The organism is Campylobacter concisus, assembly GCF_002914005.1.
Lineage (GTDB): Bacteria > Campylobacterota > Campylobacteria > Campylobacterales > Campylobacteraceae > Campylobacter_A > Campylobacter_A concisus_N.
In genome coordinates this window covers 1-25,624 of the sequence record NZ_POZU01000012.1, presented here as the reverse complement: position 1 = coordinate 25,624, position 25,624 = coordinate 1, and the positions used below count along the sequence as shown (strand labels likewise).

The following is a 25,624-nucleotide window of genomic DNA, read 5'->3' as shown; positions in this document are numbered from 1 at the left end:
AATAAGATCAGGCCAAATTTTAACCTTAGCTATATAAAGATAAAAGGCGAGGCAAATAGGGCTTATGTGTTAAGCGGCACAAGCGAGAATGGCGAGTTTAAGTCATTCTTTGTAGATCCTTATACGGGCGAGATAGTCTCTGAAAATAGCGTGGAAAAATTTATAGGACTAGCTTTAAATTTACATAAAAATCTAGGACTAGCTCTATTTAAAAATGAAAATTTATCTAAATTTGCAAGCGAGATAGTGGCGATTTCGACGCTTGCACTACTTGCGATTTTATTAACTGGAGCGTTTATACAATTTTGGAGATTTAGAAGTAAATTGATTAGCGCCTTTAAGCTAAATCTAAAGGCAAAGAAATTCGCATTTTTATATTCACTGCATGGGTTTTTAGGGCTTTATTTGGGGGCTATTTTGCTTATTATCTGTGTTAGCGGTCTATACTTTTCTTATGAGAGCTTTGCTAAGGTTATAAATCAAATTTGTGGCGAAGAGAAGGTCTTTAAAAAGCCAAATTTTACTAGCAAAAATGGCTTTAGCCTAAGTGATGAGCAAAAGGTAGAAAATCTTCAAAAAGCTTATGAAATTTTTACTTTAAAATTTGGAAATGAGTTTGACGCTTTAAATTTTATTCTCAATAAGGATGGCGTAAAATTTATGATCTTTTGCTTACCAAAAGGTGCTAGTGAGAGTGACGGCGTTAGGCTTGCGGTCGATACGGCAAGTGGAGAAATTTTAAAAAATACCATGCCAAAATCTTTTGAAATTTATAAATTTATGCTTGATCTGCACGCTGGATATACATTCAAAGAGGCTGGAAAATTTATCTTTTTTATGGCTTCTTGTGGAGTTGGCGTGCTACTTTTTAGTGGTTATGTGATTTACTACAAACGGCGTAAAAAGTAGTCTTATTTATCTATCTCTTAACTCTTTTTAGTTATTATCCCAAATAAAATTTTTGGAAAAATCATGCAAAAAAAATACAGACCAAATGTGGCAGCTGTTATTTTGTCTAGCTTGTATCCATTTAAATGTGAAATTTTAGTCGCAAAAAGGGTGGATATGGATGATATTTGGCAGTTTCCTCAAGGCGGAATAGACGAAGGTGAGAGTCCAAAGCAGGCTTTAAAAAGGGAGCTTAAAGAAGAGATCGGAACTGATAAAATCGATATCTTAGATGAGTATCCGCAGTGGCTAAGCTACGACTTTCCAGCAAACGCGGCAAAGAAATTTTATCCATTTGATGGACAGACACAAAAATATTTTTTGGTTAGACTTAAAAATGGTGCCAGCATAAATTTAAAGACAGAGCATCCAGAGTTTAGCGAGTATAAATTCGTAGATTTTGGTAGAAGTTTAGAGGGAATAAATCACTTTAAAAAGCCTATTTATGAAAAGGTTTTGAGTTATTTTAAAGAGAAAGGATATTTTTGATGTTGATCGTTCAAAAATTTGGCGGAACTAGCGTAGGAACACTTGAACGCATCGAAGCTGTGGCAAATAGAGTCATTGAGACAAAAAATAGCGGTGCAGACGTAGTTGTGGTAGTTTCTGCGATGAGCGGAGTTACAAATCAATTGGTTGAATATAGTGAGTATTTTTCAAAACATCCAGATGGCGTCGCCACTGATATGCTTTTAAGCTCTGGAGAGCAAGTAACGACCGCGCTTTTAACGATCGCACTTAATGCAAAAGGCTATGCTTGTGTGGGTATGACAGGTGCGATGGCGGGCATTATTACCGATGATGTACATACAAAAGCCAGAATAGAAAAGATAGATACACAAAGGCTAAAAACTGAGCTAAAAGCTGGCAAGATCGTGGTTGTAGCCGGTTTTCAGGGCATAGATGAAAAAGGCGATATAACGACGCTTGGTAGAGGTGGAAGCGATCTTAGTGCGGTTGCATTAGCAGGAGCGCTAAAGGCTGACCTATGCGAAATTTTTACCGATGTTGATGGAGTTTATACAACTGATCCAAGGATAGAAAAAAAGGCAAAAAAACTAGAGCAAATAAGCTACGATGAGATGCTTGAGCTCGCCTCTGCTGGTGCAAAGGTACTACAAAATCGCTCAGTAGAGCTAGCAAAAAAACTAAATGTAAAACTCATTACAAGAAGTAGTTTTAATCACAACGAAGGTACATTAATAGCAAAGGAAGATGACAATATGGAAGCAGTTTTAGTAAGCGGAATAGCACTAGATAAAAATCAAGCAAGAGTAACACTAAGAGGCGTAGTTGATAAACCTGGCATCGCAGCAGAAATTTTTACAGCTTTAGCTCATGAAAATATAAACGTAGATATGATAATCCAAAACGTAGGACATGACGGCACTACAAATTTAGGCTTTACAGTGCCACAAAACGAGCTTGAACTAGCAAAAGAGACTATGCAAAAGCTCTCAGCTGCAAAACATATAGAATTTGATGACGCGATCGTAAAAGTTTCAGTAATCGGAGTCGGCATGAAGAGCCATAGCGGCGTAGCATGTTTGGCATTTGAAACGCTTGCAAAAGAGGGCATAAATATCCAAATGATCTCAACAAGTGAGATAAAAATTTCAATGATCGTTGATCAAAAATATGGTGAGCTAGCGGTTCGCGTACTTCACGATGCTTATAAGCTAGATAAATAATGCAAGATTTTATTCAGTGGACATTAAAGGCTATTAGGGATGAAGGTCCTTTGATGAGCTGGATGGAGGAAAGGCGTGTTGAATGGACGCCTTTACTCGCATCTAGGCTTAAATTTTTACTTGAAGGAAGGGCTTTTATAACTATAAGTGATGAAGAGCGAAGATGGTTTGAAACTTATCTTTTAAAAAAGATGAACCATTCAAAAAGTATCAGACCATTTTTGCCATTTTTTAGTCTAAGATCGCTTTATCCATCACTTGATGAGATAGAGACAAATGAGCAAAAACAGCTTCTAAAAGATATGCTAAGTCTTGCTTTCCCAAACGGATATTTGTTTTTTTATATCGGAAAGAGCCTTGATAAATATGCGAATTTAGCCAAAAGCGATGAGGATAGTTATATGTGGCTATTTGACGAGCAGGCACAAAATAGCTTTACTCTTAGCTCGAGTGACGAAAATTTAGACGTTAAACTAATAAGCCTTTGTAAAATTTTTGATAAAAGCATTGATGCGGCACTCTTTGCAAAGGTGATACTCTAAATGCTTAATAAAATCGTAGTTACAAGCGATTTTGAAAATTTAAAAGCCAAACTTGAAGATGAGTTTGGCATTAATAATTTAAGATTTTATGTAAGTGATGATTTTTTGCTAGAAAATGCAAAGGAGGTCATCTCAGAAGCTTACATTGCTGAAAAAGATGAAAAAATTTTAGTAATACATGCTAATTCTTTTAGGACAGAGGCTCAAAATGCACTTTTAAAGATCATTGAAGAGCCCCCAAGAAATATCAAATTTATAATAGCAACACAGAGTAAAAATTTACTTCTACCAACGATTAGATCAAGAATGCTCATAGAAAATAATCTAACCAAAAAGCCAAAAATAACCCTTGATCTAAATTTAAAATCGCTTAGCCTAAAAGAGCTAACAGGCTTTATCGATCAAAAGATAGCAGAGGAGCAAGCTCAGAAATTTGGCAAAAACGAGCTAAAAGAGCTTGTTGGCGTTATCGTGACAAAGGCGGTTGATAGCGGGTATAAATTTAATGGTGATGAGATGGATTATTTTTTCTCGCTCATCAAGCTTGCCGATCTAAACGCCAAGTCTCACGCCGTGCTAACGCCGCTACTGCTTACTATATTTCAAAAAGGACGACGTTGAAATTTTATAAGATAAATAATAAAAGCGACTTTGATGAAATTTGCAAGGCCGTCTCGCCAAGTCCGGGTGGCGCGAAGCTCATGCATGAAAAGAGCGAGATAAATTTTATTTACATAGATGAGATAAAAACCCCAGCGGCAAATATATTAAAGCAAGATGCATTAAGTGTTGGTGCTGAGCTGGTAACACACAAAGATACGATTTTGGGTAAGCAGAGTCTAAATAAAGCATTGCTAATGGCGACAAATGCACAGCTTAGACAGTTAGCTAAAAAAGAGAAGCTACAAGACTTTGGGCTTAAAAATTTAGCAGCCTTTTTAGAGACAAAATTTATAAAGCCAACAAAGCCTCTTATAATGGGCGTTGTAAATATAAACACAGATAGCTTTAACGAACAAAGCCGCATAAATACGCAAAATGGTATTTCAAAAATAGAATATATGATAGAAGTAGGTGCAGACTACATCGACCTTGGTGGCGTTAGCTCAAGGCCAGGGAGCGAGTATTGCGGCCGTGAAGAGGAATTTAGGCGCATAAAAGATATCGTGGAGGAAATTTACAAGCTAAATTTACACGAAAAGGCGAAATTTAGCCTTGACAGCTTTGATGAGTATTGCTTAGAATTTGCGCTAAACCACGGCTTTAAAATGATAAATGACATCACGGCAAATGCCTCACTTGCCACGCTTGCGGCACAATATGACGCTGAGTTTTGCATGATGCATATGCAAGGCGATCCTGCGACTATGCAGGTCGCACCAAAATATAACGACTTAATCGGCGAGATAGCAGACTTTTTTGAGCAAAAGATAGCCCTAGCAAAGGAGCTTGGCGCCAAAAAACTAGTGCTTGATGTGGGTATTGGCTTTGGTAAGACGGCTGAACAAAATTTGCTGCTTATCAAGCATTTGGAGCATTTTTTAAAATTTGGCTACCCGCTACTTGTTGGTGCAAGCCGCAAATCAGTCATAAATCACTACCACCCAAGCGAAGTCAAAGACCGCCTGCCAGGCTCACTTTACCTGCATCTAAAAGCCTTCGAAAACGGCGCACAGATCATAAGGACGCACGATGTGGCCGAGCACAAGCAGCTTTTTGATATGCACGAGGCGATGAAGCAAGCCACGCTTTGGTAGAGTGCAAGGCTAAAAAGGCTGAGTGCTTTGGTGATAAAGAGGCACTGGAGCAAATTTTATCCGCCAAAGATCCAGCGCAGATGAAGGCGCTTGGTAGGCAGGTGCGTGGCTTTGACGCTAAGGTCTGGGACGAGGTCAAATTTAGCGTCGTGCTAAATGCGAGCTATCTAAAATTTAGCCAAAATGCCCCTTTGCGAGACTTTCTGCTCCAAACTGGTAGTAAAGTTTTGGTTGAGGCAAGCCCAGTTGATAAAATTTGGGGCATAGGCATGAGCGCAAGTGATGAAAATGCGAAAAATCCTATGAAGTGGTACGGACAAAATTTGCTTGGCTTTGCGCTGATGAGGGCTAGAGACGAGACAGCAAAGGTCTATAAAAATGTCCATTTACGTGACGCCAGAGAGCTAAATTTAGATCATTTATAAAGTATATTTAAGATAAAATGCGGTGTAAATTTGGAGCAAAAATGACAAAACAAGAGTATGAAAAAGCGGTAGATACGCTAAATGCTTGGGCAAAGGCCTATTACGACGATGATGAGCCACTTGCAAGCGACGAGGAGTACGACGCACTATATCACGCAGTTCTAGCCTTCGAGCAGGCAAATCCAAGAGAAATTTCTATCTTTTCACCTACAAAACGCGTGGGCGGTACTGTAAAAGAGGGCTTTAGTAAGGCTAATCACATCAAACGCATGTGGAGTATGGAGGATATCTTTGATCTAGGTGAGCTTGATGCATGGCTAAAGCGTGGCGAGAAGGAGAATCTTACCTTTGTTGCTGAGCCAAAATTTGACGGAGCGAGCCTAAATTTACTCTACGAAAATGGCGTTTTAGTTAGGGCAATAACTAGGGGTGACGGCGTTACTGGCGAGGATGTGACGCAAAATGCAAAGACGATAAATTCTGTTTTAAAGAACATTGATTACAAAGGGCTAATTGAAATCAGGGGCGAGGTTGTTATAAAAAAAGAAGATTTTGAGCTGCTAAACGCAGAGCGCGCAAAAGAGGGTGAGGCGCCGCTTTCAAATCCTAGAAACGCTGCAGCTGGCAGTCTAAGACAGCTTGATAGTGCGGTCACTGCTAAAAGAAAGCTGCTTTTCATACCTTGGGGCGTGGGCGAGCAGAGCCTTGGGCTAAAAGATCATAGCGAGGTAATGAAATTTGTGCGTGATCTTGGCTTTGAGAGGGATGATTTTTTTAAAATTTTAACAAAAGATGAGCTTGAAGGCGCGTATAATGAGCTTTTGGCAAATCGTGACTCAAAAAGCGTAATGATGGATGGCATGGTGATACGTGTAAATGACCTTGCACGCTGTGAGCAGCTAGGATATACGGTCAAATTTCCAAAATTTATGGTGGCGTTTAAATTTCCAGCCATTGAGAAGGTGACTAGGCTAAGAGACGTGGCACTTCAGGTCGGTAGAAGTGGCGTGGTGACGCCTGTTGGCGTGCTTGATGAGGTAAATATAGACGGTGCTAATGTAAAATCCGCCACCCTTCATAACTTTGATGAGATCGAGCGCCTTGGTGTTATGAAAAACGACTACATCGGCATCATCCGCTCAGGAGACGTCATACCAAAGATCACAAAGGTTTTTAAAGATAGGCGAGATGGCACTGAAGAGGCGATAGAAAGGCCTAAATTTTGCCCAGTTTGCGGCTCGCACCTACTTGATGAGGGGGTGTTTGTAAAGTGCCAAAATTTAAGCTGCAGGGCAAGAGTTATTGGCTCAATAATTCACTACGCATCGAAAAAATGCCTAAACATAGACGGCCTTGGCGATGCGATCGTAAATTTGCTATTTGATAAGGGGCTTATATCTTGCATAAAAGACATTTACGGCCTTAAATTTGATGATCTAATCGCGCTTGAGGGCTTTAAGGAGAAAAAGGTAAATAACCTTTTAAATGCGATCGAAGCTAGCAAAGGTGCGGAGCTATCGCGCTTTATCACTGGCCTTGGTTGCGAGCACATCGGCGAGGTAGCGGCTAAAAAGCTTGCAAGTAGCTTTGGACATGGCTGGCTTGATGCTAGCTTTGAAGAGCTTGTCTTGCTTGAGGGCTTTGGCGTGGAGATGGCAAATAGCTTGATAGACTTTGCCGAGGTAAATAGAGCAGAAATTTTAGCTTTAAGCCAGATCGTGCAGCCAAGCGTGGCGCAGGCGCAGAGCATCTCAAATGCGCTAAGTGGCAAAACGGTCGTCATAACTGGCACGCTAAGTCGCTCAAGAGATGAGATAAAGGCGGAGCTTGAGAGCTTTGGCGCAAAGGTTTCTGTCTCAGTTTCTAAAAAAACGGACTTCGTTCTAGCTGGCGAGGAGGCTGGCAGCAAGCTTGATAAAGCAAATGAGCTAGGCGTGCGAGTGATCGATGAGAGCGAATATGAGAGGCTAAAACTTGAGGTTTGATAACTACGTCGCAAGCGTTTTAAACATCAGTAGAAACAAGGCGAGCGAGCTAATAAAATCTGGCAAGGTGCTAACAAATGGCGAAATTTGCACCAAGGTTTCAAGTGAGGTTAGCGAGGCTAAAATTTCGCTGCTTGATGAAATTTATGTTGGACGAGGGGCGCTGAAATTAAAGAGCTTTTTGGAGGCGATGAAATTTGATCTAACTGGCAAAAATGCGCTTGATATTGGCAGCTCAACTGGCGGATTTATGCAAATTTTGCTTGAAAGCGGCGTAAAAAGCGTGACTGGTGTGGATGTGGGCACTGATCAGCTTGACGATAGTTTAAGAAGCGACGAGCGAGTAAGAATTTATGAAAAGACTGATATTAGAGAGTTTGCTAAGCAAGAACAAGGTAAATTTGATCTAATAACCTGCGATGTTAGCTTTATCTCGTTGGCTGAAATTTTGCCAGCCATAGGCGATTTAGCAAGCACAAATTCGCTCATTATCACACTCTTTAAGCCACAATTTGAAGTGGGTGTTGGCGTAAAACGAAATAAAAAAGGCGTTGTCACTGATATAAAAGCTATAAATTTAGCGATGAAGAGATTTGAAGTGATGGCTAATAGCTTAGGATTTAAAATGATAGTTTGCAAAGAGTGCGAAGTAAGAGGGAAAGAGGGAAATGCCGAATTTTTCTACGCTTTTAACAAAAGATAATATCACTGCTGTTGCGATCGGGCACTTTGACGGCGTGCATAGAGGGCATAAACAGCTTTTAAAGCAGCTAGGCGAGTTTGGCGGACTTGTCGTGATCGATAAGAATAAAGCCAACATCACGCCAAAGCTAAAGCGAGCGGAGTACTCAAACTACCCTTGCTTTTTGTATGATTTTGATACCATTAAAGGGCTTAGCGGTGAGGAATTTATCGCGCTGCTAAAACATGATTTTAAAAATTTAAAAAAGATCGTTGTTGGATTTGATTTTAGATTTGGCAGAAATAGAGCATGGGATAAACACGATTTGAAAAGAATTTTTGATGGAGAGGTGGTTGTCGTTGATGAGGTTTGTTATGACGGCATGGGCGTGCATAGCTCATCCATCAGAGAGCTGATACGCCAAGGCAACATCGATGAGGCAAACAGGCTGATAGGCAGGGAGTACTCGATCGAGGGCAACGTGATAAAAGGGCAGGGCATCGGCGCAAAAGAGCTGGTTGCTACGCTAAATTTAGATATAAAAAGCTATCTTTTGCCGCGCGAGGGCGTCTATGCGACAAGAACGAGGATGGGCTCATACACCTATGGCTCGGTCACTTTTATAGGCAACAGACTTAGCACGGATGGAAATTTTAGCGTAGAGACACATATCTTAGACGAGGTCGCGCCAAAAGTGACAAAGCACGTTGCCGTTTGTTTCATAAAACGTTTGCGTGATAATAAGAAATTTAATAATCTTAGCGAGCTAAAAGAACAGATAAAACGCGATATAAACGAGGCTAGGCAATGTGTGGGCGTGTGCGATCTCTTTTTTGGAGAGACGATGAGATACTTTGACGGATATGGAGCTGGTATATGAGAGATGAAATTTTTAAAGAACCTATAAGCAAGCAGTTTGAATTTGATGACTTTGTGGCGAGCGTTTTTGATGATATGATCTCGCGCTCGGTGCCATTTTACGACGTGAGCTCAAATTTAAACGCAAAGTTGCTAGCTAAAATTTTGCCAAAATCAGCAAAAGTGTGCGACCTTGGCTGCTCTACGGCAAATAGCCTGCTTTTGCTAAACAACCTTAGAAACGACCTTGTGCTAAGCGGCGTGGATAACTCTGAGGCGATGCTAGCAAACGCTAAAAACAAGGCAAAGGCTTATGGGGCTGATATAGAGTTTATCTTAGATGACATTTTAGAGTGTGAGTTAGAGGGCTTTGACGCAGTTTTGGCAAACTATACTTTGCAGTTTATCAGGCCGCCAAAAAGGGCAGATCTGGTGCAAAAAATTCATAACGGGCTAAATGAAAATGGAGTCTTTTTGTTTAGTGAAAAGATCATCTTTGAAGATAAAAAGCTCACAAAAAGCGTCATAGAAATTTACGAGGACTACAAGCAGGCGCAAGGCTACTCACGCTATGAGATCGCTCAAAAAAGAGAAGCGCTTGAAAATGTGCTGGTGCCATATACTGAAGAAGAAAACAGAAGCTTAGCCCTAAATGCTGGCTTTAAGCGAGTTGAGAGCACATTTAAATGGGGAAATTTCATGAGCTTTTTGGCGTTTAAATAAATTTAAAAATATCTGCTTTTGTGTTTAATATAAAATTTAACTACAAACAGTGAAGTTAAAATTTAGATTTTTTGGCTTCGCAATGTCAAAATTTTTGGATTATGAAATTTGGTTATAAAAAATTTAGCGGGAGTTACCCGCTAAATTTACTCATTTATCGCCGCATTTCCATGATGGTGGAAGTCGTCGTAGATGATCTTTGAAGTTTGGAATTTTATGCGTTTTAGTTCGCGAACTCGTAAAAATTCTTCTTCATCGATCTTTTTGATCTGAATAGCTGCTTTAAATGTCGGAGTCTTACTGATGTAGTCCCAGCCGCTGCTTGTTAACTCATTGCAAGAGCTCTCCCAGTAGTGGAAAGTCATCTGGATGATGCCATCAGGCACGATGTCTGTTACTTCAGCTTTTACGACGATGTAGCCATATCTACTCCATGCTTTGATGAAGTCGCCTTGTTTTAAACCGTATCTTGCTGCAAGTGCTGGATTCATTTCGGCGATAGGTCCGATGCTATCTCCGCCTTCTTCAATCGCTCGTGAGCGTCTTGTCATGGTGCCAACGGTGTATTGATAGACTTTTCTTGTAGTTAAAAGCTGTATCGGATACTCATCGTCAGTCTTTTCATCGACTGAGCCAGCCATGATAGGATACTCAGGCGACATATTCATCTTCTTAGCAAACTCAAGTTTTGCGTTTTCGATCTTATCGGCCTTATCCACAAAGAGGCATGGCACAAAACGACCTTTACCATCAGGTGTGAAAAATTTCTTATCAAGATAGAGGCTCTGACCGCCCATATCATCTTCGTTTGGACATGGCCAGTGAAGTCCGTGATATTTTTTGATACGGTAATAACTCATGCCACCATATCGTCTTGGGTCGCATTTTCTGACTTCTTCCCAAATTTCTTCAGGTGAGTTGAAGTTAAAGCCCTCAGTTGCTCCTAAACGACGTGCGATCTCGCAAACGATCCACCAGTCTTGTCTAGCATCTCCTGGAGGTGTGATGACTGCTTCGTTGTGCTGTACGCGGCGCTCTGCGTTTGTATAAAGTCCTTCTTTCTCGCTACTTGCAACGCCTGGAAGTATGACGTCAGCTTTTAGTGAAGTCTCGGTTAAGAATAGATCTTGCACGACGTAGAAATCAACATGAGCGATACCTTTTAGGAAGTGGTTTGTATTTGGCTCAGAGATGACCGGATTTTCGCCGATAGTCCAGAAGAAATGCACTTTGCCATCAAGGATCGCATCAGGTACTTCGGTTTTGTGAACGCCTATTTTTGAGCTCAAAAATCCAGGTTCTAGGTGCCACATTTTTTCAAACCAAGCTCTTTGCTCTGGATCAGTGACTGAGCCAAGATTTGGGAAGATATTTGGCAAAACGCCCATATCGCAGCAGCCTTGAACATTCTCTTGGCCTCTTAGTGGTAAGTCGCCTGTGCCAAGCTCACAGATGTTGCCGGTGATCAAGAATAAATTTGACACATCGCAAACTCCGCCAACGCCGTGGTTAAAGTGAGTTACGCCCATACCGTGAGTGATGACAGCTGGCTTTGTGGTAGCGTACATTCTAGCAGCTGCTCTGATATCCTCTGGATTTAGCCTTGTGTATTTAGCCACGACCTCTGGAGCATAGTCTTTTACAGCTTCTTTGACATACTCAATGCCTATTGTGTGATCTCTTACAAATTCTTCATTTACAAGGCCTTCTTCGATGATAGTATAAAGAAGTGCGTTGATAACTGGGATGTTGTGCTCAGGCTCTAGCTGCAAGTGGATATCGGCTCTACTTGCAAACTCGGTTTTAATAGGGTCGATAACGATCAGTTTTGCACCGCGGTTTAGCGCTCTTTGGATGTGCATAGCTGCGATTGGGTGACCATTTTCTGGGTTTGAGCCTATCATTAATATACAGTTACTATAAGTGCCAATCTCTGTAAAGCTATTTGTGGCAGCTCCGTTTCCGATTGTTTTAGCAAGTCCTGCTACTGTCGGAGCGTGTCAAATTCTAGCGCAGTGATCGACGTTATTTGTGCCAATTACTGCGCGCATTAGTTTTTGAGCAACGTAGTTGTCCTCAAGTGTACAACGTGCTGAGAAATTTCCAGCTAATGCGTCTGGACCATATTTTGCTTTGGTTTCTTTCATTTTTTCTACGACAAGATCAAGCGCCTCGTCCCAGCTGGCTTCCTCAAAATCACCATCCTTTGAAAATACGCCATTTTTCTTTCTAATTAATGGTTTTGTGAGTCTATCTGGACTTGCAACGTAATCCCAGCCATAAAAGCCTTTTAAGCATAAATTTCCTTGATTAACTGGATTGTCTTCAACGCCAGTTGCGGCACGAACGACATTATTTTCCACATGCAAGGTAACCTGACAGCCCGTCCCACAATAAGGACAGATGACTTTGCCTTCTTTCATCATTTTCTCCTTTACTATGCAATATTTGCATATTTCTATATGAGTAATATTACTAGCCAAATTCTTAATCTTTAATAAAAATTCTTTATCTATAAAAATAAATTTTTAATCTAAGTTAAAATTAATTTAATTCTATTAAAGTCAATTATTTAGGTGTTTTAAAATTTATTTAAAATTGATAAAGTTATTATAAAAGAAATAAAGATATAGAGATTTAGCTTTTTATATAAAATGAAAAAATTAATTCTAATTTTACTTTATTTAAAAAAGGTTAGTCATATTTTGAATAGATAAATTAATACTAAAGATGGAAAAATTTTAAAATAGACTGTAAATTTTTGAATAAAAATATGGATGAAGGAAATTTAATAAGGAGAGCAGATCGCTCTCCGATGGATTATTTATCTCTTAAGCCAAGCTCAGAGATTAGTTTTGAATATGTAGTGTAGTCTTTATTTTTAAGATATTTTAAAAGTCTTTTTCTTTGACCAACTAGTTTTAAAAGACCTAAACGTGATGAAAAGTCTTTTTTGAAAATTTTAAGGTGTTCTGTAAGTTCAGTTATTCTAGCTGTTAAAAGAGCTATTTGAACTTCTGGAGAGCCTGTATCTCCCTCTTTTCTAGCGAATTTCGCAACTATTTGAGCTTTTTTAGCCGAATCCAAAGCCATAATGACCTCCTGATTGGTGAATTTTGAAAGAGCGATTATAGCATTTAAAACATAAAGTTAGATAAAACTACGCTTTTTAAAAATTAATGAAAAATGCAGTAAAAATTTAATAAAATTAGGGCTATTTAAAGACTTAAGGAAGATAAATGCTTTTTACAAAGGCAAGCGAATACGCTCTACTTTCACTTATTTTAATATCTCAAAAATCATCTCCAGTTGATGTTGATACGATCTCAAATGAACTTAAAATTTCAAAAAGCTTTTTAGCCAAAATTTTACAAAATCTTGCAAAAGATGGAATTTTAAAGTCGTTTAAAGGGGCAAATGGCGGCTTTGCGCTAAATAACGAACCTGAAAATCTAAGTATAAAAAAGATAATAGAGTGCGCTGAAAAACGTGAACTTAACGTCTTTGAGTGCTCATCTTCTGCAGATGGCTGCCCGTCAAATAAAGCCTCAAGCTGTCAAATTTGGTCGATGTTTAGCGGCCTTCAAAGTAAGATCGACGAGATGCTTGATGCAATAAAACTAAGTGACATCGTTAAGAAGTAGACTTGGCAAAGCAAAAAAATAATATCTTAACTCTTGTTGCGCCGTTTCTTGCGCCAATTGTTAAGTTTAAAAGTCTTAGCATCGTTGGTATCATTGTTGCCATCCTTGCTATCATTATCGTACCGCTTCCGAGCGCGGTGCTTGACTTTTTTCTGGCACTTTCTATTTCTATTTCTGTGCTTATAATCTTAATTTCGATTTATGTGCCAAAACCAACCGATCTTAGCACATTTCCGACACTAATTCTTATCGTTACGCTTTTTCGCCTCTCGCTAAACATCGCAACCACGCGTATGATCTTAAGCGAAGGTCACAACGGCCCAGAAGCGGTCAGCGAGATCATCTCAAGTTTTGGAAATTTTGTAGTTGGCGGCAACTTTGTCATCGGCACCATCGTCTTTTGTATCCTGGTGCTCATAAATTTTATGGTCGTAACCAAAGGTTCAACCCGCGTGAGCGAGGTGCAAGCACGTTTTACACTTGATGCGATGCCAGGTAAGCAAATGGCGATAGATGCGGACCTAAACGCAGGTTTGATTGACGAAAAAACGGCGCGTGAAAGACGTCAAGCTATCATCGGCGAGGCAAATTTCTATGGCGCGATGGATGGTTCGTCTAAATTTATAAAAGGTGACGCCGTCGCTGGCATCATCATCACTATCATTAATATCATCGGTGGCTTTGCTATTGGCTCGTTTCAGCATGGCCTTGATATGGCGACATCGGCTCAGTATTATACGATCCTAACCATAGGTGACGGCCTTGTGAGCCAGATCCCAGGACTTATCACTTCAACAGCGACTGCTATCATCATCACAAGGGCTAGCAAGGACGACGAGGACTTTGCGGAAGGTACGCTAAATCAGCTATTAGGAGACTATAAAACCTTACTGATAGTGGGCTTCATACTATTTATGTTTGCCCTTGTGCCTGGACTTCCAACTCTTTCTCTTGGCTTTATTGCAGTACTATTTTTGGGGCTTGGCTACATCATCAAGCAGACCAAAGATGGTGGGCTAAATTTAAGCCTTGCACCAAAAGATAAAACAGCTTCTAAAAAAGCTGGAGCCGCTACGCAAGGTGGAGCAGGGGCAGCTGCTAGTGGTGCCACTACTAAGGTGCCAAAGAAGAGCGACGAAGAGATCGCAAGAGAAGAAGAGACTAAGATAAACGACATCTTAAAGCTTGAAATTTTAGAGCTTGACCTTGGATATGGCTTGTTAAAGCTAGCTGATGTGGATCTCATTGAGAGGATTCGCGCCATGAGGCGAAATATCGCTTCAAGTCTTGGCTTTTTGATGCCAAAGATAAGGATCCGCGACAATCTTCAACTCCCACCAAATGAGTACCGCTTTAAGCTAAAAGGTATCGTGATCGGTCAGGGTGAAATTTATGCTGATAAATTTCTAGCGATGGATAGTGGCCTAGTTAGCGAAGATATCGAGGGGATTCCGACAAAAGAGCCAGCTTTTGGGCTGGACGCACTCTGGATCGATGCTAGCGTCAAAGAGGACGCCATACTTAGCGGCTACACGATAGTTGATCCTGCAAGCGTCATCTCAACGCACATGAGTGAGCTTATCAAACAAAACGCAGCCGAGCTTCTAACTCGCCAAGAGACGCAAAATTTATTAGACAAACTAAAGATCGACTACCCAGTTGTGGTCGAGGATACGCTAAGGATCGCGCCTATAAATTTGATCCAAAAGGTTTTAAAAGCGCTGCTTAAAGACAATATTCCGATCAAAGATCTGCTTAGCATACTTGAATCAATTAGCGACATCGCCGAGGTTAGTAAAAACCTAGATATGATCATCGAGCACGTTCGTGCAGCGCTCTCACGTGTCATCACCTCGCTTTATGTCGATGAGAAAGGTCAACTAAATTTTTACATTTTAGATAGTGCTGCACAGCAAAAGCTTATGGATGCGGTGCAGTATAAAGACGGCGCGTATCACCTGATGATAAATGTGGCTCAAACTTCATCGATCGTTCAGGCTCTAAGGCATGAAAAAGAGAAACGTCCGATGAGTCAGCATGGCGAAATGGTACTTTGCGTGGAGCCAAGCTTGCGCAAATTTATAGCAAATATCTGCGCAAATTTTGCCATCGATATAGTGGTGCTAAGCTTTGCTGAGATCTCGGCAAATACGCCATTTGAAACGGTTGGCGTCATAGAAATAGAAAATTTATAAAGGAAAACGATGAAAATTTATCACCTCTCACACACCGATCTTGACGGATACGGCGCGCAATACATAACAAATTTTTACTTCAAAGATGTGAAATTTCTAAACTCAAACTACGGCAGAGAGATAGATGATAAATTTGCTCAAATTCTATCTGAGATAGGTGCCTCAAATGACGATAAAAACATTATTTTGATCACTGATCTAAATTTAACTCTAGCTCAGTGCGAGAGCTTTGAAGATATGATAAGGGGTAAAAATATAAAGCTATTTTTGCTAGATCATCACCAAAGCGGTGCTGAGTGTGCAAGTGCCTATCCATGGTATTTTTTGGATAGTTCAAGGTGCGCTACAAAGATCACTTACGACTTTTTTGCAGGTATTTTTGGCAAAAACAAAGAGCTTGAAATTTTTAGTGACGTCGTAAATGCCGTGGATATCTGGCTAAAAGATGATAAAAATTTTGAGATGGGCAAGGTCTGTTTGGGGCTTGTGGCAAACGCTAAAGAGATAAATAAGGTGATGTTTGAAGCTGAAAACAACCTCTATATGGATCACATCCTAAAAGAAGCAAGCAAATTTTTTAATGAGAAAAACGACTACATAGGCCTGGACATGCAGGTGCATGCCATTAAAAAGTCATTTTTCAAAGAGGATAAAGACGATACGCTAAGCAATCTAATCTCAAACTACGTCGTAAAAAAACTTAGTGAAAATAAAGAGAGATTTAGCATAAACTATAAAGATCATAAAGGAATTTTAACCTACAATATCGGCAACGTTTCGGTTATCGGCAACGACTTTTTAGTGGCAAATCCTGAATTTGACTTCTTTATCGATGTGACAAATAAAAAAACACTAAGCTTTCGCGCAAATGGCAAGCTAGACGTTAGCGCCATGGCAAAACACCTAGTTGGCGGCGGCGGACACGTGAACGCAAGCGGCGGGTTATTTGCAAATTTCAAAGATGGCTTTAGCTACGAGCCGATCAAAGCACAGATAATCGATCTAATAACTAAAAAAACACAGGAGGATATATGAAAGAAGAAGAGGTGAGCGTAGAAGAACTTAGCTATGAGCTTAGTATGGTGCTTGAGGCGATGTTCTACTATGCTGGAGTAAAAAAAGACAAACTTGAAGAGGCGGCAAATCTTTATGTTGAGTGCATCGATGATGCGTTAGAAAATTCTGACGCTAGCGGTAGCGACGAGGTCATAGAGATAGTTGAATATATGAAAAAACATCATTCGAAATTATTTAAATAAGGAAAGAAAATGAAGAAAATTTTAGTTTTAGCGGCAGCGGTTTTTGCGTTAAATGCTATGGCAAATGAAAATTTAGACAAAGCAAACGAGCTTTATGCAAAGAAAAATTTCAATGAAGCTTATTTTTATTTTAATAAGGCTTGTGGAGAGGGCGAGAAAAAAGCTTGCACAATGAATGCGATCATGCTATTTAACGGCGACGGTGTAGCAAAAGATAGAGTTCAAGCTGAGAAAATTTTTACAAAAATGTGTGACGAAAATGAGGGCATGGCTTGCGAAAAACTAGGCGAAATGATCGCTTATGGCCTTGTAAAAGATAAAGACGCAAACGAAGCAAAGAACGAAGAAAAAGCAAAGGCTTTATTTAAAAAAGCTTGTGATAACGGCTACCAACCAGCTTGCGACTTTGTGACAAAATAAATTTAAGAGGCTTAAAATGGGCTACAAACATAAAGATTTGATAGGAACTAGAGAGCTTAGCAAAGAAGAAATTTTATATTTTTTAGAGGCGGCGAAAGAGTTTAAGGAGCTAAATTTAAGCCAAGTGAAAAAAAATGACTATCTTCGTGGAAAGACCACGATCAACGCATTTTATGAAAACTCGACAAGAACTAGAACATCCTTTGAGATAGCAGCAAAGAGACTTGGGGCTGATACGATAAATTTCAGCTCATCAAGCTCTAGTGTGACAAAGGGCGAGAGCCTAAATGACACGATGAATAACATGGCTGCGATGAGAACTGACATCATCGTGCTTCGTCATCCAAGCTCTGGAGCGGCAAAATTTGCAGCGGATAGAACAGAGGCTAGCGTCGTAAATGCAGGGGACGGTACAAATGAGCACCCAAGCCAAGCTCTGCTTGATCTTTTCACGCTAAGAGAGCATGGCAAAATTTTAGATAAAAATTTAAACGTGGCGATCATCGGCGACATCGCTAGAAGCCGCGTGGCAAGGTCAGACATCTGGGCGATGAAGAAATTTGGCATAAATTTAAAGCTCTTTGCACCAAGGATGATGATGCCAAAAGACGCTGAGGTCTTTGAGTCTCAAATTTGCAAAAACATGGAGGAGGCTTGCGAGGGCAGTGATGTCATCATCATGCTTCGCATCCAGCTAGAGCGTGGCGGTGCGGACGTGGCATTTCCAAGCTCGAGAGAGTACTCGAAATTTTTTGGACTAAATAAAAATAGGATAAAGCTAGCAAAGCCTGATGCGATCGTGCTGCACCCAGGACCGATAAATAGAGGTGTGGAGCTAAACTCAGATGTGGCTGATGGCACGCATTCAGTCATACTAAATCAAGTTGAAAACGGCGTTGCTATAAGAATGGCGATACTAAATACGCTTGCAAAAAATAGGGGCTAACGATGAAAATAGCAATAATTAACGGCACTATCGTAAATAGCGACGAGAAATTTAAGGCAAATATCCTAATAGAAAACGGCAAAATAGCCAAAATCGGAAGTGAGAAATTTGAGGCCGATAAGGTCATAGACGCTACAAATAAGCTCGTCATGCCAGGACTTATCGACATGCATGTGCACTTTCGCGATCCTGGCCAAGAGTATAAAGATGACATCATTTCAGGCTCGCAGGCGGCCGTAGCTGGGGGAGTGACCACCTGCCTTTGCATGGCTAACACAAACCCAGTAAATGACAACGCTTCAATCACAAGAGCGATGATAGAAAAGGCTAAAAACTGCGGGCTGATCGATCTTTTGCCAATCGCAGCCATTAGCAAAGGGCTTGGGGGTAATGAGATCGTTGAAATGGGCGATCTTATAGAAGCTGGCGCAGTTGCATTTAGTGATGACGGCCTACCAGTGACTAGCTCAAGCGTGATGAGAGCGGCACTTGAGTACTCAAGCATGTTTGGTAGCTTTTGTATAAGCCACTCAGAGGACTGCTCGCTTTGCAGGCAGGGCGTCATGCACGAGGGCAAGGTCTCGGCCATACTTGGACTTCGCGGCATGGCTAGGGAGAAAGAGGAGATCGCAGTAAGCCGTGACATGCTACTTGCAAAGCTCACTAAAGCGCACATCCACATCGCTCACGTAAGCTCGGAGTACTCACTAAAGATCATCGAAATGGGCAAAAAAGAGGGCATAAACATCACTTGTGAAGCCACACCGCATCACTTTAGCTTTAGCGACGATGAAATTTTGAAAAATGCCTACGATACAAATTTCAAAATGTCGCCGCCACTTCGTGAGATAAGCGATGTAAAAGCAGTAAGAGAGGCATTAAAAAACGGTCTTATAGACGTTATCGCCACTGATCATGCTCCACACCACACAGACGAAAAGATAGTGGAATTTGACAAGGCGCCATTTGGCATCATCGGCCTTCAAACTCTTGTGCCACTTACCTTAAAGCTCGTAAATGAGGGTGTTATAAGTTTAGAGCGCATGGTGGAGCTAACATCGACAAATGCGGCTAAAATGCTAAATTTAAAAGATAAAGGCAGGCTTGCTGAGGGCATGCTAGCTGACATCGCAGTGATAGACCCTGAGATCGAGTACATTTATGATGAGAAGATAAACCGCTCAAAATCGGTAAATTCTCCGCTTTTTGGCAAAAAGCTAAAAGGCGCAGCAACTACCACGATAAAAAGTGGCAAGATAGTTTATGAGTTTGGAAAATAATATAAATTTGCTCGTACTTGCGAGTAAATCCTAAATCTTCAAAATCCAAAATTTGCTAGAAATTTCTAGCAAATTTTATTTTTTATGAGTTGTATTTTTTAACGATACCGCGAACTACTTTTTCTATAAAAAGTGCAGATTCAACCTCGCAGCATTCTCTTGTTGAGTGAGGTGAGTGGATGTTTGGTCCAATAGAACAAGCACTAAGACCCGCTTTTTTCTCTAAAAGCACGCCACATTCAAGTCCAGCGTGAACGGCTGTTATCCTTGCATTTGGCTTATAAATTTTTAGCTCTTCTAAGATATCGTTTGCAAATTTATCATTTATAGGCTTCCAAGCAGGATTTCTATCTTTTGCAATGACGCTAAAGCCAAGCGCTTTTGCAAGCTCAGAAATTTCAAATTCCATCCTATTTAATCCGTCTTTGCTCATAGATCTAGCAAAAAACTCCACTTCAAGCATGCCATCATCTTTGATCTTTGCAAGTGAGAGATTGACACTATCTTGTGGTATGCCTAGCTCGCAGTTATAGGCTCTTACGCCTTGAGAAAATGAGTTAATAAGAGCTAAAATTTTCTCGCCATTTTCTAAAATTTCTTCACCCGTGCCAAGCTTTTTTACACTTAAATTTTCACACTCACTCTTTAGCTCTTTATTGCTTAACACAAGAGCAGTTGCGCCGCTTGGAATAGAGTTGCTTCGTTCGCCACCTTCAAATTTAACAAGCCTGCAGCCATTTTTAGTGACAAATGCCGCCAAAATCTTGATCGCATTTGGGATATTTTTATGTATCTCGTTGCCAGAGTGTCCGCCAGGTAGGCCGCTTACTTTTACTTCGTAAAGCGTGCTCTCTTTTGTTTTTTTACTATCTAGCGCGATAGTGGCAAATAAATTTACACCGCCAGCACAGCCGATAGTGACTCTATCGTCCTCTTCGCTGTCTAAATTTAAAAGTTTATCGGCTTTTAACTCGCCATTAAAGCCAGTGGCTCCGATCATGCCGACCTCTTCGTTGTTTGTAAAAAGGCACTCAATGTCGTCAAATTCGCTTATCATCTGCATCATGATAGCTACGCCGATGCCATTATCTGCGCCAAGAGATGAGTTTTTAGCTCTCATGTAGCCATCATCACCATAAACTATCTCGATCTTTGGAGCATCGCCCATGCAGACCATATCATAGTGACTTTGCAAGCAAATTTTTGGTTTGCCTTTAAAGGCGTGGATGTTTCCAAAACTATCGACCACGACTTCACAGCCCTTATCTTTTGCATAGCTAGCTAGAAAATCACGCATCTTATCAGTCTCGTAACTGCAGTGCGGTATCGCAGCAAGTGTCTCAAATTTCTTTAAAATTTCACTCTTTGACATATTTGCCTCCCTTAAATTTATTTTATCTCGCCCTTATAGCCAGTCGCATCGACCGCCTTTAAAAGCTCTTTTTCATCGAGCTTATCATCTGCTACAACGACAGCTTTTCGCTCCTTTAGCGATACGTCTGCCTTTTTGACGCCTTCAACGCTAAGTGCGGCCTTTCTTACTATCGCCGTGCAAAGCGGACAGTGCATGCTAGGCACCAAAATCTCTATCGTTTTCTCAGCGTAGCTTGCAGCCACCAAAAGGGCTAGAACTAAAATTTTACGCATAAATTTCTCCTAAAAGCTCCGGATATGTAAGGAGTAAAAGCAAAATCACTCCAAAAAGTATATATATAAGTATCCATTTTTTCTTTTTATAGCTTAGGTTGCAGCTTTTTGGCTTGTAAAATAGACTAATTCCTGAAATCACAAAGCAAATGACAGCCACGACGCTTAAAGGGACGCGGTACTCGTATAAATTTTGTGTCCAAGAAAGAAATGAAAATGATGTGCCAAAAAGCAAAAAAAGAAGCGCTGGCAAGCAGCACAAGGTAGCACCGATGGCACTACCTATGGATGTGAGTATCAGCCAAAAGGCTTTCATTTTAGCTCTGTTGATACGTAGTCGTAGCTAAATTCTTTTGGCGAATAGTAGTTTTGTGTGTTGCCATCAACTTCAGCGTATGGGTAACCAAAGTTATTTAGCGGAGTTTGCTCTGGAGTTGGCTTTAAGATAAAGTCGCGGCCGTAGTTAAAGCCTATCCAGCACATCTCCCAGTTACCAAAGCAATAATCTCTCACAGCTACGATCTTGGCGTCATCATTTGTTAGCTTCTCGCCCAGTCTTACCTTTGTAACGTCTGCTGGATCGACTGGTATCCAGCCATAGCCTTTTAGGTAAAACTCAGCCCTGCAGTGCTGTCCGCCTGAAATTTTAGCCACGCCGTCTTTTGCGCTGCCCATTTGGTCTGAAAATCTAGACTGACCAACTCTAATGCCAAAAATTTCTCTAGCAGGTATGCCAACTGATCTGCAAAGTCCCACAAAAACTGAGTTTATGTCGGTGCATTTACCTACTAGTTTGCCACTTTCTAGTATCGCTCTAACATCACCCGTGCCGCATCCTAAGATGCTATTGTCACGCTGCATAGTGTTTGCAACCCACGTATAAATAGCCTTTGCACGCTCCAAATCGCCTTTAGTATTGCCGATAATTTCTAGCGCTTTTGCTCTTACGACGCCGTCAGTTGGGATGTGTGAAGTTGGTTTTAAAAACTCCAAAACAGCAGGATCAACCTTCTCATTTGGATCGAAATTTACCTTACTAAAGTCGGTATTGCGCTCTGTTGTTTGAATTTTAAACTGGATATTTAAAATAAGTCTTTGCTCGTTTTCTTCAAATTCGCCATACATTGTAGGTATTAGCGTGTCTGAGATATAGACGTTTTTAGCGGTTGTGTTTATGACGTAGTCTTGGGTTAGTTGCTGATAAGTGGTGCTTAGTGGGAGTGGTAACCAAATTTTTGAGCTTTTGCCCTTTTCAAGCAGCTGGTGTTTAAAATTTACATCGAAATTTCTTACGACTGGATTTGCTGGCTCATCGCTAGCTAGAGTGACACTTGGAAGCAGACTCGCTGCACCTAAAAAACTACTGAATTTAAAAAAATCTCTTCTTTGCATAAAATGCCTTTTTTGCTTAATCTTAGCCAAACTTGGCTCTAAAACTGCCTGCTATTCTAGCATAAAATTTTTATTTATGATAAAATCCGCCACATGAAAAAGATTATATTTTTAGGCTTTATAGCGCTATTTTACAATGGTTGTCTTTATATGAATGAGCGTGGAGTTTCGACTCAATATTATAATGACTGTAAAGAGTATTATGATGCGACTGGCACCTACCAAAAAGAGTGTCCGCACAACATCGTCGACTGGAAATAGCGTGGATCTTAGCAAATTTAACGAGCAGCAAAAGCAAATTTATAATAGGATAGAAAATTTAGCAAATTTTGATTGCGAATTTAGCCTCTCTGACAGTGTAAATGTGAAATTTAAAAATTTAGACCAAGCTAAAAAAGATGAAATTTTTGATCTAGCCCTTAGTCTAAAGCCTTGGCGAAAAGGGCCATTTTTACTTGATGATATATATATAGATAGCGAGTGGCAAAGTTTTATTAAATTTAATATCCTTGCTCCTCATTTAAATTTAGCCGGCAAAAGCGTGGCTGATGTGGGTTGTAACAATGGATATTATATGTTTAAGATGCTTGAATACGCCCCAAAAAGCATAACTGGCTTTGATCCTAGCGTGCATACATATTTGCAGTTTGCTTTTTTAAATAAATTTATCCGCTCAAATATCGCTTATGAGCTTCTTGGTGTTGAGAACTTGCCAGAATTTGGAGCGAAATTTGACACCATTTTTTGCCTTGGCGTGATATACCACAGAAGCGATCCTATCAAGATGCTAAAAGAGCTAAAAACTGCGCTAAATCCTGGCGGTGAGCTATTTTTAGATACTATGTATATAGATATGGATGGTGACTTTGTGCTAAGCCCAAAAGATAGGTATTCAAAAATTCCAAATATCTACTTTGTGCCAACACTCTCGGCACTTCAAAACTGGTGTGAGAGAGCTAAATTTAAAGATTTTACCTTACTTGAGACGAAGGCGACTGATCTAAATGAGCAGCGAAAAACGCAGTGGATAGATGGTGAGAGCCTTGGAAATTTCTTAGATCCAAATGATAGTACAAAGACCATCGAGGGCTACCCAGCGCCAAAAAGAGCATATGTTAGAGTTAAAATTTAAGGATAAAAATGGCAGAAGAAAATATCTATGATACAAAAGATGAATCGCAAATAATCTTACCAGAAGATGAAAACCCATTAAGAAACGAGATCAAAACTGCTCCAATTACAAAGCTAAATTTTAGTGGAACGGCATTTTTACTTGAAAAAAATCACGCAAAGACTAGATTTTTTACTACGGATGATATGGTGTGCGATACTGAGGGGCTTATTCATAGTGGATTTATTTTTATGGGCGCAAATCATGCTGCCCTTTTAGCTATTAATGAAGAATTTTGCGTTAGTATCGGGGCTAGGATAAATTTCTTTGGGCCACTAAAGCTTGGTGACGTGGTGGAATTTGACGCTCAAGCAAGATTTGAAGAGAGCAGAAAAAGAGAAGTGAAAGTGCTTGGATATGTTAAAGATATAAAAATTTTTGAAGGAGTATTTCAACTTGTTACACTTGAAGAGCATATCTTCTTGGCTCAACAAAAAAATATCCAAAAAGAAGCTGCTATAAGACAGAAAAAAGAGCGAGAAGAAGCTAAGGCTAATAGCTAAAAGTTAGTAAAAATTTTTGATTTTCTTATATTTAATCCCAAATAAAATAAAATTTTAAAAAGACAATCTTTATCTCATTATCCTATTTTGGTAAATAATTGGTAACATTTTTTAAATTTTTAAGAAAAATTAAGCAATAAAATTAATTTTCTATGATAATATCCTTTCAAAACTTTTTATCAAAAGGAGATTTAGATGAAAATTATAAAAGTTAGCTTAGCTACTTTGGTTGCTTTAGGTGCATTTTCAAGCGTTGCAAGTGCAACTCCACTTGAAGAAGCTATAAAAAATGTAGATCTTTCAGGATTTGCAAGATATCGTTATACAAATGATAACCGTGATAGAAAAGCTGATACAAAAGCTGGCACAAATGATACTGCTGGGCATGCGTTTAGAATGCAAACATCATTTAAAGCTGCAATTGATGATAACTTCTTTGGCGTTTTAACACTAAGATATGCTGCTACAGATGGTTCTGGTGACAACAATGAAAAAAGAGACGCCAATGGAGGAATAATTGATGGTACAGATAAAACAAATACAACAAATTCTTTTGGTGTATATGAGATGTATCTAGGATACAAAGTATCTAACACTACTATTACAGCTGGTAAACAACTTATCAAAACTTTCTATGATGATGGTGATATAGCAGCTACTGGTCTAAAAGCGGTAAGTACAGATGTATCTGGTCTTACTTTAACAGCTGCTGCTTATGATGCCATAGAAAACAATAGTGATGAAGTAGATGGACCTTTCCTAAAAGAAGTAACGGATGGTACAAAATTTCATGATGCTCCTGCTAACCTTTATTATTTAGGTGCAGTTGGTAGCTATGACCCAGTATCATTTAAAGTAGCTATCGCAAATCTACAAGAAATAGCAACACTTTATGGTGCTGAAGCAGCATTTAGCTTTAATGTAACTGACGATATAAACCTAAACCTAAAAGGTCAATATGTTTATAGTGATTCAGATCACAAAAAAGTAACTGATGCTGACTTTTGGGCTGTTCAAGCTGGAACAAAACTATTTGGTGCTAAATTTAATGCTGGTTATTTAGAATTTGACGCTAAAAATAGAGATAGAGATACTAGAAATAGTGGTAAAATCGCATTTACATCAATCGATGCAAATGGTCAGCTAATCAACCCAGCTAAAATATTAAATGGTGTAATGAGTGGTAGCAAACAATACTACAATAATATCAAAGGTGACAACGATTACTGGTTTGTTAATGCTGGATATGATATAGATAAATTTGGTCTTGGTGCTGGTTATACTCAAGGTAAAGGCACAAGCTATGCTCTTAATAAAGAGAGAGCAAAAAGAAATGAGTGGTATGCACAAGCTAGCTACAAATATAGCAAAAAACTTAATTTCCTAACTTGGTATGCAGCTGCTAAAGATAAAAAAGATAGCGAAAGCTTTAAACAAAATCGTATAAGATTTGAAGCAAAATATAGCTTCTAAAGCCTTTATCCGAGCGAGTTTTCGCTCGGATCTTTTCAAAATTTAAAATAGATCCCATATAAAATTTCTCTACCCTTTTTGAT

The 25,624-nt window shown here is 39.8% G+C and carries 28 protein-coding genes; 22 read left to right on the top strand and 6 right to left on the bottom strand.

All coding sequences use genetic code 11. The annotated features are described in order from the left end of the window. The 11 genes from CYP54_RS01765 to cmoA form a co-directional block, all read left to right on the top strand. Positions 1-909 (top strand): PepSY-associated TM helix domain-containing protein (locus CYP54_RS01765; protein WP_103603964.1); only part of this gene is annotated, 909 nt, incomplete at its 5' end. 63 nt (positions 910-972) lie between these two features. Next, positions 973-1,437, top strand: a complete 465-nt coding sequence (locus CYP54_RS01760; protein WP_021091471.1) for an RNA pyrophosphohydrolase — start codon at positions 973-975, stop codon at positions 1,435-1,437. Then, positions 1,437-2,639 carry an aspartate kinase gene (locus CYP54_RS01755; protein WP_103603963.1) on the top strand — a complete coding sequence of 401 codons (1,203 nt, stop codon included), beginning with the start codon at positions 1,437-1,439 and terminating at the stop codon, positions 2,637-2,639. The genes CYP54_RS01760 and CYP54_RS01755 overlap by 1 nt, the downstream gene beginning before the upstream one ends. Continuing rightward, positions 2,639-3,181 carry a HobA family DNA replication regulator gene (locus CYP54_RS01750; protein WP_103603962.1) on the top strand — a complete coding sequence of 181 codons (543 nt, stop codon included), beginning with the start codon at positions 2,639-2,641 and terminating at the stop codon, positions 3,179-3,181. The genes CYP54_RS01755 and CYP54_RS01750 overlap by 1 nt, the downstream gene beginning before the upstream one ends. Further along, entirely contained in the window at positions 3,182-3,802 is a 621-nt protein-coding gene (locus tag CYP54_RS01745) for a DNA polymerase III subunit delta' (protein WP_103603961.1), read from the top strand. It begins immediately after the preceding gene. Next, positions 3,799-4,938, top strand: a complete 1,140-nt coding sequence (folP, locus tag CYP54_RS01740; protein ID WP_103603960.1) for a dihydropteroate synthase — start codon at positions 3,799-3,801, stop codon at positions 4,936-4,938. Before CYP54_RS01745 ends, folP begins: the two co-directional genes overlap by 4 nt. Next, entirely contained in the window at positions 4,932-5,363 is a 432-nt protein-coding gene (ybiA, locus tag CYP54_RS01735; protein ID WP_258033595.1) for a riboflavin biosynthesis intermediates N-glycosidase, read from the top strand. The genes folP and ybiA overlap by 7 nt, the downstream gene beginning before the upstream one ends. A gap of 41 nt (positions 5,364-5,404) precedes the next feature. Continuing rightward, positions 5,405-7,348: an NAD-dependent DNA ligase LigA gene (gene ligA, locus CYP54_RS01730; RefSeq protein WP_103603959.1), complete on the top strand. Its 1,944-nt coding sequence runs from the start codon at positions 5,405-5,407 to the stop codon at positions 7,346-7,348. Then, positions 7,338-8,051: a 23S rRNA (cytidine-2'-O)-methyltransferase TlyA gene (gene tlyA, locus CYP54_RS01725; RefSeq protein ID WP_103603958.1), complete on the top strand. Its 714-nt coding sequence runs from the start codon at positions 7,338-7,340 to the stop codon at positions 8,049-8,051. The genes ligA and tlyA overlap by 11 nt, the downstream gene beginning before the upstream one ends. Beyond that, complete coding sequence (locus CYP54_RS01720) at positions 8,017-8,910, top strand: bifunctional riboflavin kinase/FAD synthetase (protein WP_103603957.1); 894 nt, start codon at positions 8,017-8,019, stop codon at positions 8,908-8,910. Before tlyA ends, CYP54_RS01720 begins: the two co-directional genes overlap by 35 nt. Next, complete coding sequence (cmoA, locus tag CYP54_RS01715; protein WP_103603956.1) at positions 8,907-9,611, top strand: carboxy-S-adenosyl-L-methionine synthase CmoA; 705 nt, start codon at positions 8,907-8,909, stop codon at positions 9,609-9,611. The genes CYP54_RS01720 and cmoA overlap by 4 nt, the downstream gene beginning before the upstream one ends. Before the next feature lie 146 nt (positions 9,612-9,757). On the opposite strand, the gene CYP54_RS10215 is transcribed toward cmoA, so the two are convergent. Continuing rightward, a complete protein-coding gene (locus tag CYP54_RS10215; protein ID WP_345968866.1) occupies positions 9,758-12,037 on the bottom strand; it encodes a molybdopterin oxidoreductase family protein in 2,280 nt (759 codons plus the stop codon). A gap of 394 nt (positions 12,038-12,431) precedes the next feature. Next, a complete protein-coding gene (gene rpsO / locus CYP54_RS01700) occupies positions 12,432-12,704 on the bottom strand; it encodes a 30S ribosomal protein S15 (protein ID WP_004317763.1) in 273 nt (90 codons plus the stop codon). Positions 12,705-12,850: 146 nt separating this feature from the next. Between rpsO and CYP54_RS01695 the strand changes: the two genes are divergently transcribed. The 7 genes from CYP54_RS01695 to CYP54_RS01665 are packed head-to-tail and all read left to right on the top strand — an operon-like array spanning position 12,851 to position 19,355. Then, on the top strand, positions 12,851-13,255 hold the full coding sequence (locus CYP54_RS01695; protein WP_054196916.1) for an RrF2 family transcriptional regulator: 405 nt from the start codon (positions 12,851-12,853) through the stop codon (positions 13,253-13,255). A gap of 2 nt (positions 13,256-13,257) precedes the next feature. Further along, the gene (gene flhA, locus CYP54_RS01690; protein ID WP_103603954.1) at positions 13,258-15,450 is read left to right on the top strand and encodes a flagellar biosynthesis protein FlhA; all 2,193 of its coding nucleotides are present in this window, start codon (positions 13,258-13,260) and stop codon (positions 15,448-15,450) included. Positions 15,451-15,459: 9 nt separating this feature from the next. Next, entirely contained in the window at positions 15,460-16,485 is a 1,026-nt protein-coding gene (locus CYP54_RS01685) for a DHH family phosphoesterase (RefSeq protein WP_103603953.1), read from the top strand. Then, positions 16,482-16,709, top strand: a complete 228-nt coding sequence (locus CYP54_RS01680) for a hypothetical protein (protein ID WP_021089755.1) — start codon at positions 16,482-16,484, stop codon at positions 16,707-16,709. The genes CYP54_RS01685 and CYP54_RS01680 overlap by 4 nt, the downstream gene beginning before the upstream one ends. A gap of 9 nt (positions 16,710-16,718) precedes the next feature. Further along, entirely contained in the window at positions 16,719-17,129 is a 411-nt protein-coding gene (locus CYP54_RS01675; RefSeq protein WP_103603952.1) for a tetratricopeptide repeat protein, read from the top strand. Between the two features lie 16 nt (positions 17,130-17,145). After that, on the top strand, positions 17,146-18,075 hold the full coding sequence (locus tag CYP54_RS01670) for an aspartate carbamoyltransferase catalytic subunit (protein ID WP_002942659.1): 930 nt from the start codon (positions 17,146-17,148) through the stop codon (positions 18,073-18,075). Positions 18,076-18,077: 2 nt separating this feature from the next. Beyond that, on the top strand, positions 18,078-19,355 hold the full coding sequence (locus CYP54_RS01665; RefSeq protein WP_103603951.1) for a dihydroorotase: 1,278 nt from the start codon (positions 18,078-18,080) through the stop codon (positions 19,353-19,355). 82 nt (positions 19,356-19,437) lie between these two features. On the opposite strand, the gene CYP54_RS01660 is transcribed toward CYP54_RS01665, so the two are convergent. From CYP54_RS01660 to CYP54_RS01645, 4 genes are read right to left on the bottom strand one after another with little or no spacing between them, the layout of a single operon-like run. Next, entirely contained in the window at positions 19,438-20,727 is a 1,290-nt protein-coding gene (locus CYP54_RS01660; protein WP_103603950.1) for a M28 family peptidase, read from the bottom strand. Between the two features lie 17 nt (positions 20,728-20,744). Continuing rightward, complete coding sequence (locus tag CYP54_RS01655) at positions 20,745-21,002, bottom strand: heavy-metal-associated domain-containing protein (protein ID WP_103603949.1); 258 nt, start codon at positions 21,000-21,002, stop codon at positions 20,745-20,747. Next, complete coding sequence (locus CYP54_RS01650; RefSeq protein ID WP_103603948.1) at positions 20,995-21,318, bottom strand: aryl sulfotransferase; 324 nt, start codon at positions 21,316-21,318, stop codon at positions 20,995-20,997. The genes CYP54_RS01655 and CYP54_RS01650 overlap by 8 nt, the downstream gene beginning before the upstream one ends. Continuing rightward, on the bottom strand, positions 21,315-22,394 hold the full coding sequence (locus CYP54_RS01645) for a transglutaminase-like domain-containing protein (protein ID WP_103603947.1): 1,080 nt from the start codon (positions 22,392-22,394) through the stop codon (positions 21,315-21,317). The genes CYP54_RS01650 and CYP54_RS01645 overlap by 4 nt, the downstream gene beginning before the upstream one ends. Before the next feature lie 93 nt (positions 22,395-22,487). Here CYP54_RS01645 and CYP54_RS09795 point away from each other — a divergent pair, with 93 nt between their 5' ends. From CYP54_RS09795 to CYP54_RS01630, 4 genes are all read left to right on the top strand, one after another. Beyond that, positions 22,488-22,655 carry a hypothetical protein gene (locus CYP54_RS09795; RefSeq protein WP_181001492.1) on the top strand — a complete coding sequence of 56 codons (168 nt, stop codon included), beginning with the start codon at positions 22,488-22,490 and terminating at the stop codon, positions 22,653-22,655. 1 nt (position 22,656) lies between these two features. Beyond that, positions 22,657-23,526, top strand: a complete 870-nt coding sequence (cmoB, locus tag CYP54_RS01640) for a tRNA 5-methoxyuridine(34)/uridine 5-oxyacetic acid(34) synthase CmoB (protein WP_258033598.1) — start codon at positions 22,657-22,659, stop codon at positions 23,524-23,526. An 8-nt stretch (positions 23,527-23,534) separates the two neighbouring features. Beyond that, on the top strand, positions 23,535-24,068 hold the full coding sequence (locus CYP54_RS01635; protein WP_103603946.1) for a thioesterase: 534 nt from the start codon (positions 23,535-23,537) through the stop codon (positions 24,066-24,068). A 195-nt stretch (positions 24,069-24,263) separates the two neighbouring features. Then, a complete protein-coding gene (locus tag CYP54_RS01630) occupies positions 24,264-25,541 on the top strand; it encodes a major outer membrane protein (RefSeq protein ID WP_103603945.1) in 1,278 nt (425 codons plus the stop codon). The last annotated feature ends 83 nt before the right edge of the window (positions 25,542-25,624 follow it).

Excerpts from the sequence above, each read along its gene's own strand:
- CYP54_RS01760 (WP_021091471.1), top strand. The coding sequence starts at position 973 with ATGCAAAAAAAATACAGACCAAATGTGGCAGCTGTTATTTTGTCTAGC.
- CYP54_RS01755 (WP_103603963.1), top strand. The coding sequence starts at position 1,437 with ATGTTGATCGTTCAAAAATTTGGCGGAACTAGCGTAGGAACACTTGAA.
- CYP54_RS01750 (WP_103603962.1), top strand. The coding sequence starts at position 2,639 with ATGCAAGATTTTATTCAGTGGACATTAAAGGCTATTAGGGATGAAGGT.
- CYP54_RS01745 (WP_103603961.1), top strand. The coding sequence starts at position 3,182 with ATGCTTAATAAAATCGTAGTTACAAGCGATTTTGAAAATTTAAAAGCC.
- ligA (WP_103603959.1), top strand. The coding sequence starts at position 5,405 with ATGACAAAACAAGAGTATGAAAAAGCGGTAGATACGCTAAATGCTTGG.
- CYP54_RS01720 (WP_103603957.1), top strand. The coding sequence starts at position 8,017 with ATGCCGAATTTTTCTACGCTTTTAACAAAAGATAATATCACTGCTGTT.
- cmoA (WP_103603956.1), top strand. The coding sequence starts at position 8,907 with ATGAGAGATGAAATTTTTAAAGAACCTATAAGCAAGCAGTTTGAATTT.
- rpsO (WP_004317763.1), bottom strand. The coding sequence starts at position 12,704 with ATGGCTTTGGATTCGGCTAAAAAAGCTCAAATAGTTGCGAAATTCGCT.
- CYP54_RS01695 (WP_054196916.1), top strand. The coding sequence starts at position 12,851 with ATGCTTTTTACAAAGGCAAGCGAATACGCTCTACTTTCACTTATTTTA.
- CYP54_RS01685 (WP_103603953.1), top strand. The coding sequence starts at position 15,460 with ATGAAAATTTATCACCTCTCACACACCGATCTTGACGGATACGGCGCG.
- CYP54_RS01680 (WP_021089755.1), top strand. The coding sequence starts at position 16,482 with ATGAAAGAAGAAGAGGTGAGCGTAGAAGAACTTAGCTATGAGCTTAGT.
- CYP54_RS01675 (WP_103603952.1), top strand. The coding sequence starts at position 16,719 with ATGAAGAAAATTTTAGTTTTAGCGGCAGCGGTTTTTGCGTTAAATGCT.
- CYP54_RS01670 (WP_002942659.1), top strand. The coding sequence starts at position 17,146 with ATGGGCTACAAACATAAAGATTTGATAGGAACTAGAGAGCTTAGCAAA.
- CYP54_RS01665 (WP_103603951.1), top strand. The coding sequence starts at position 18,078 with ATGAAAATAGCAATAATTAACGGCACTATCGTAAATAGCGACGAGAAA.
- CYP54_RS01660 (WP_103603950.1), bottom strand. The coding sequence starts at position 20,727 with ATGTCAAAGAGTGAAATTTTAAAGAAATTTGAGACACTTGCTGCGATA.
- CYP54_RS01655 (WP_103603949.1), bottom strand. The coding sequence starts at position 21,002 with ATGCGTAAAATTTTAGTTCTAGCCCTTTTGGTGGCTGCAAGCTACGCT.
- CYP54_RS01650 (WP_103603948.1), bottom strand. The coding sequence starts at position 21,318 with ATGAAAGCCTTTTGGCTGATACTCACATCCATAGGTAGTGCCATCGGT.
- CYP54_RS01645 (WP_103603947.1), bottom strand. The coding sequence starts at position 22,394 with ATGCAAAGAAGAGATTTTTTTAAATTCAGTAGTTTTTTAGGTGCAGCG.
- CYP54_RS09795 (WP_181001492.1), top strand. The coding sequence starts at position 22,488 with ATGAAAAAGATTATATTTTTAGGCTTTATAGCGCTATTTTACAATGGT.
- CYP54_RS01635 (WP_103603946.1), top strand. The coding sequence starts at position 23,535 with ATGGCAGAAGAAAATATCTATGATACAAAAGATGAATCGCAAATAATC.
- CYP54_RS01630 (WP_103603945.1), top strand. The coding sequence starts at position 24,264 with ATGAAAATTATAAAAGTTAGCTTAGCTACTTTGGTTGCTTTAGGTGCA.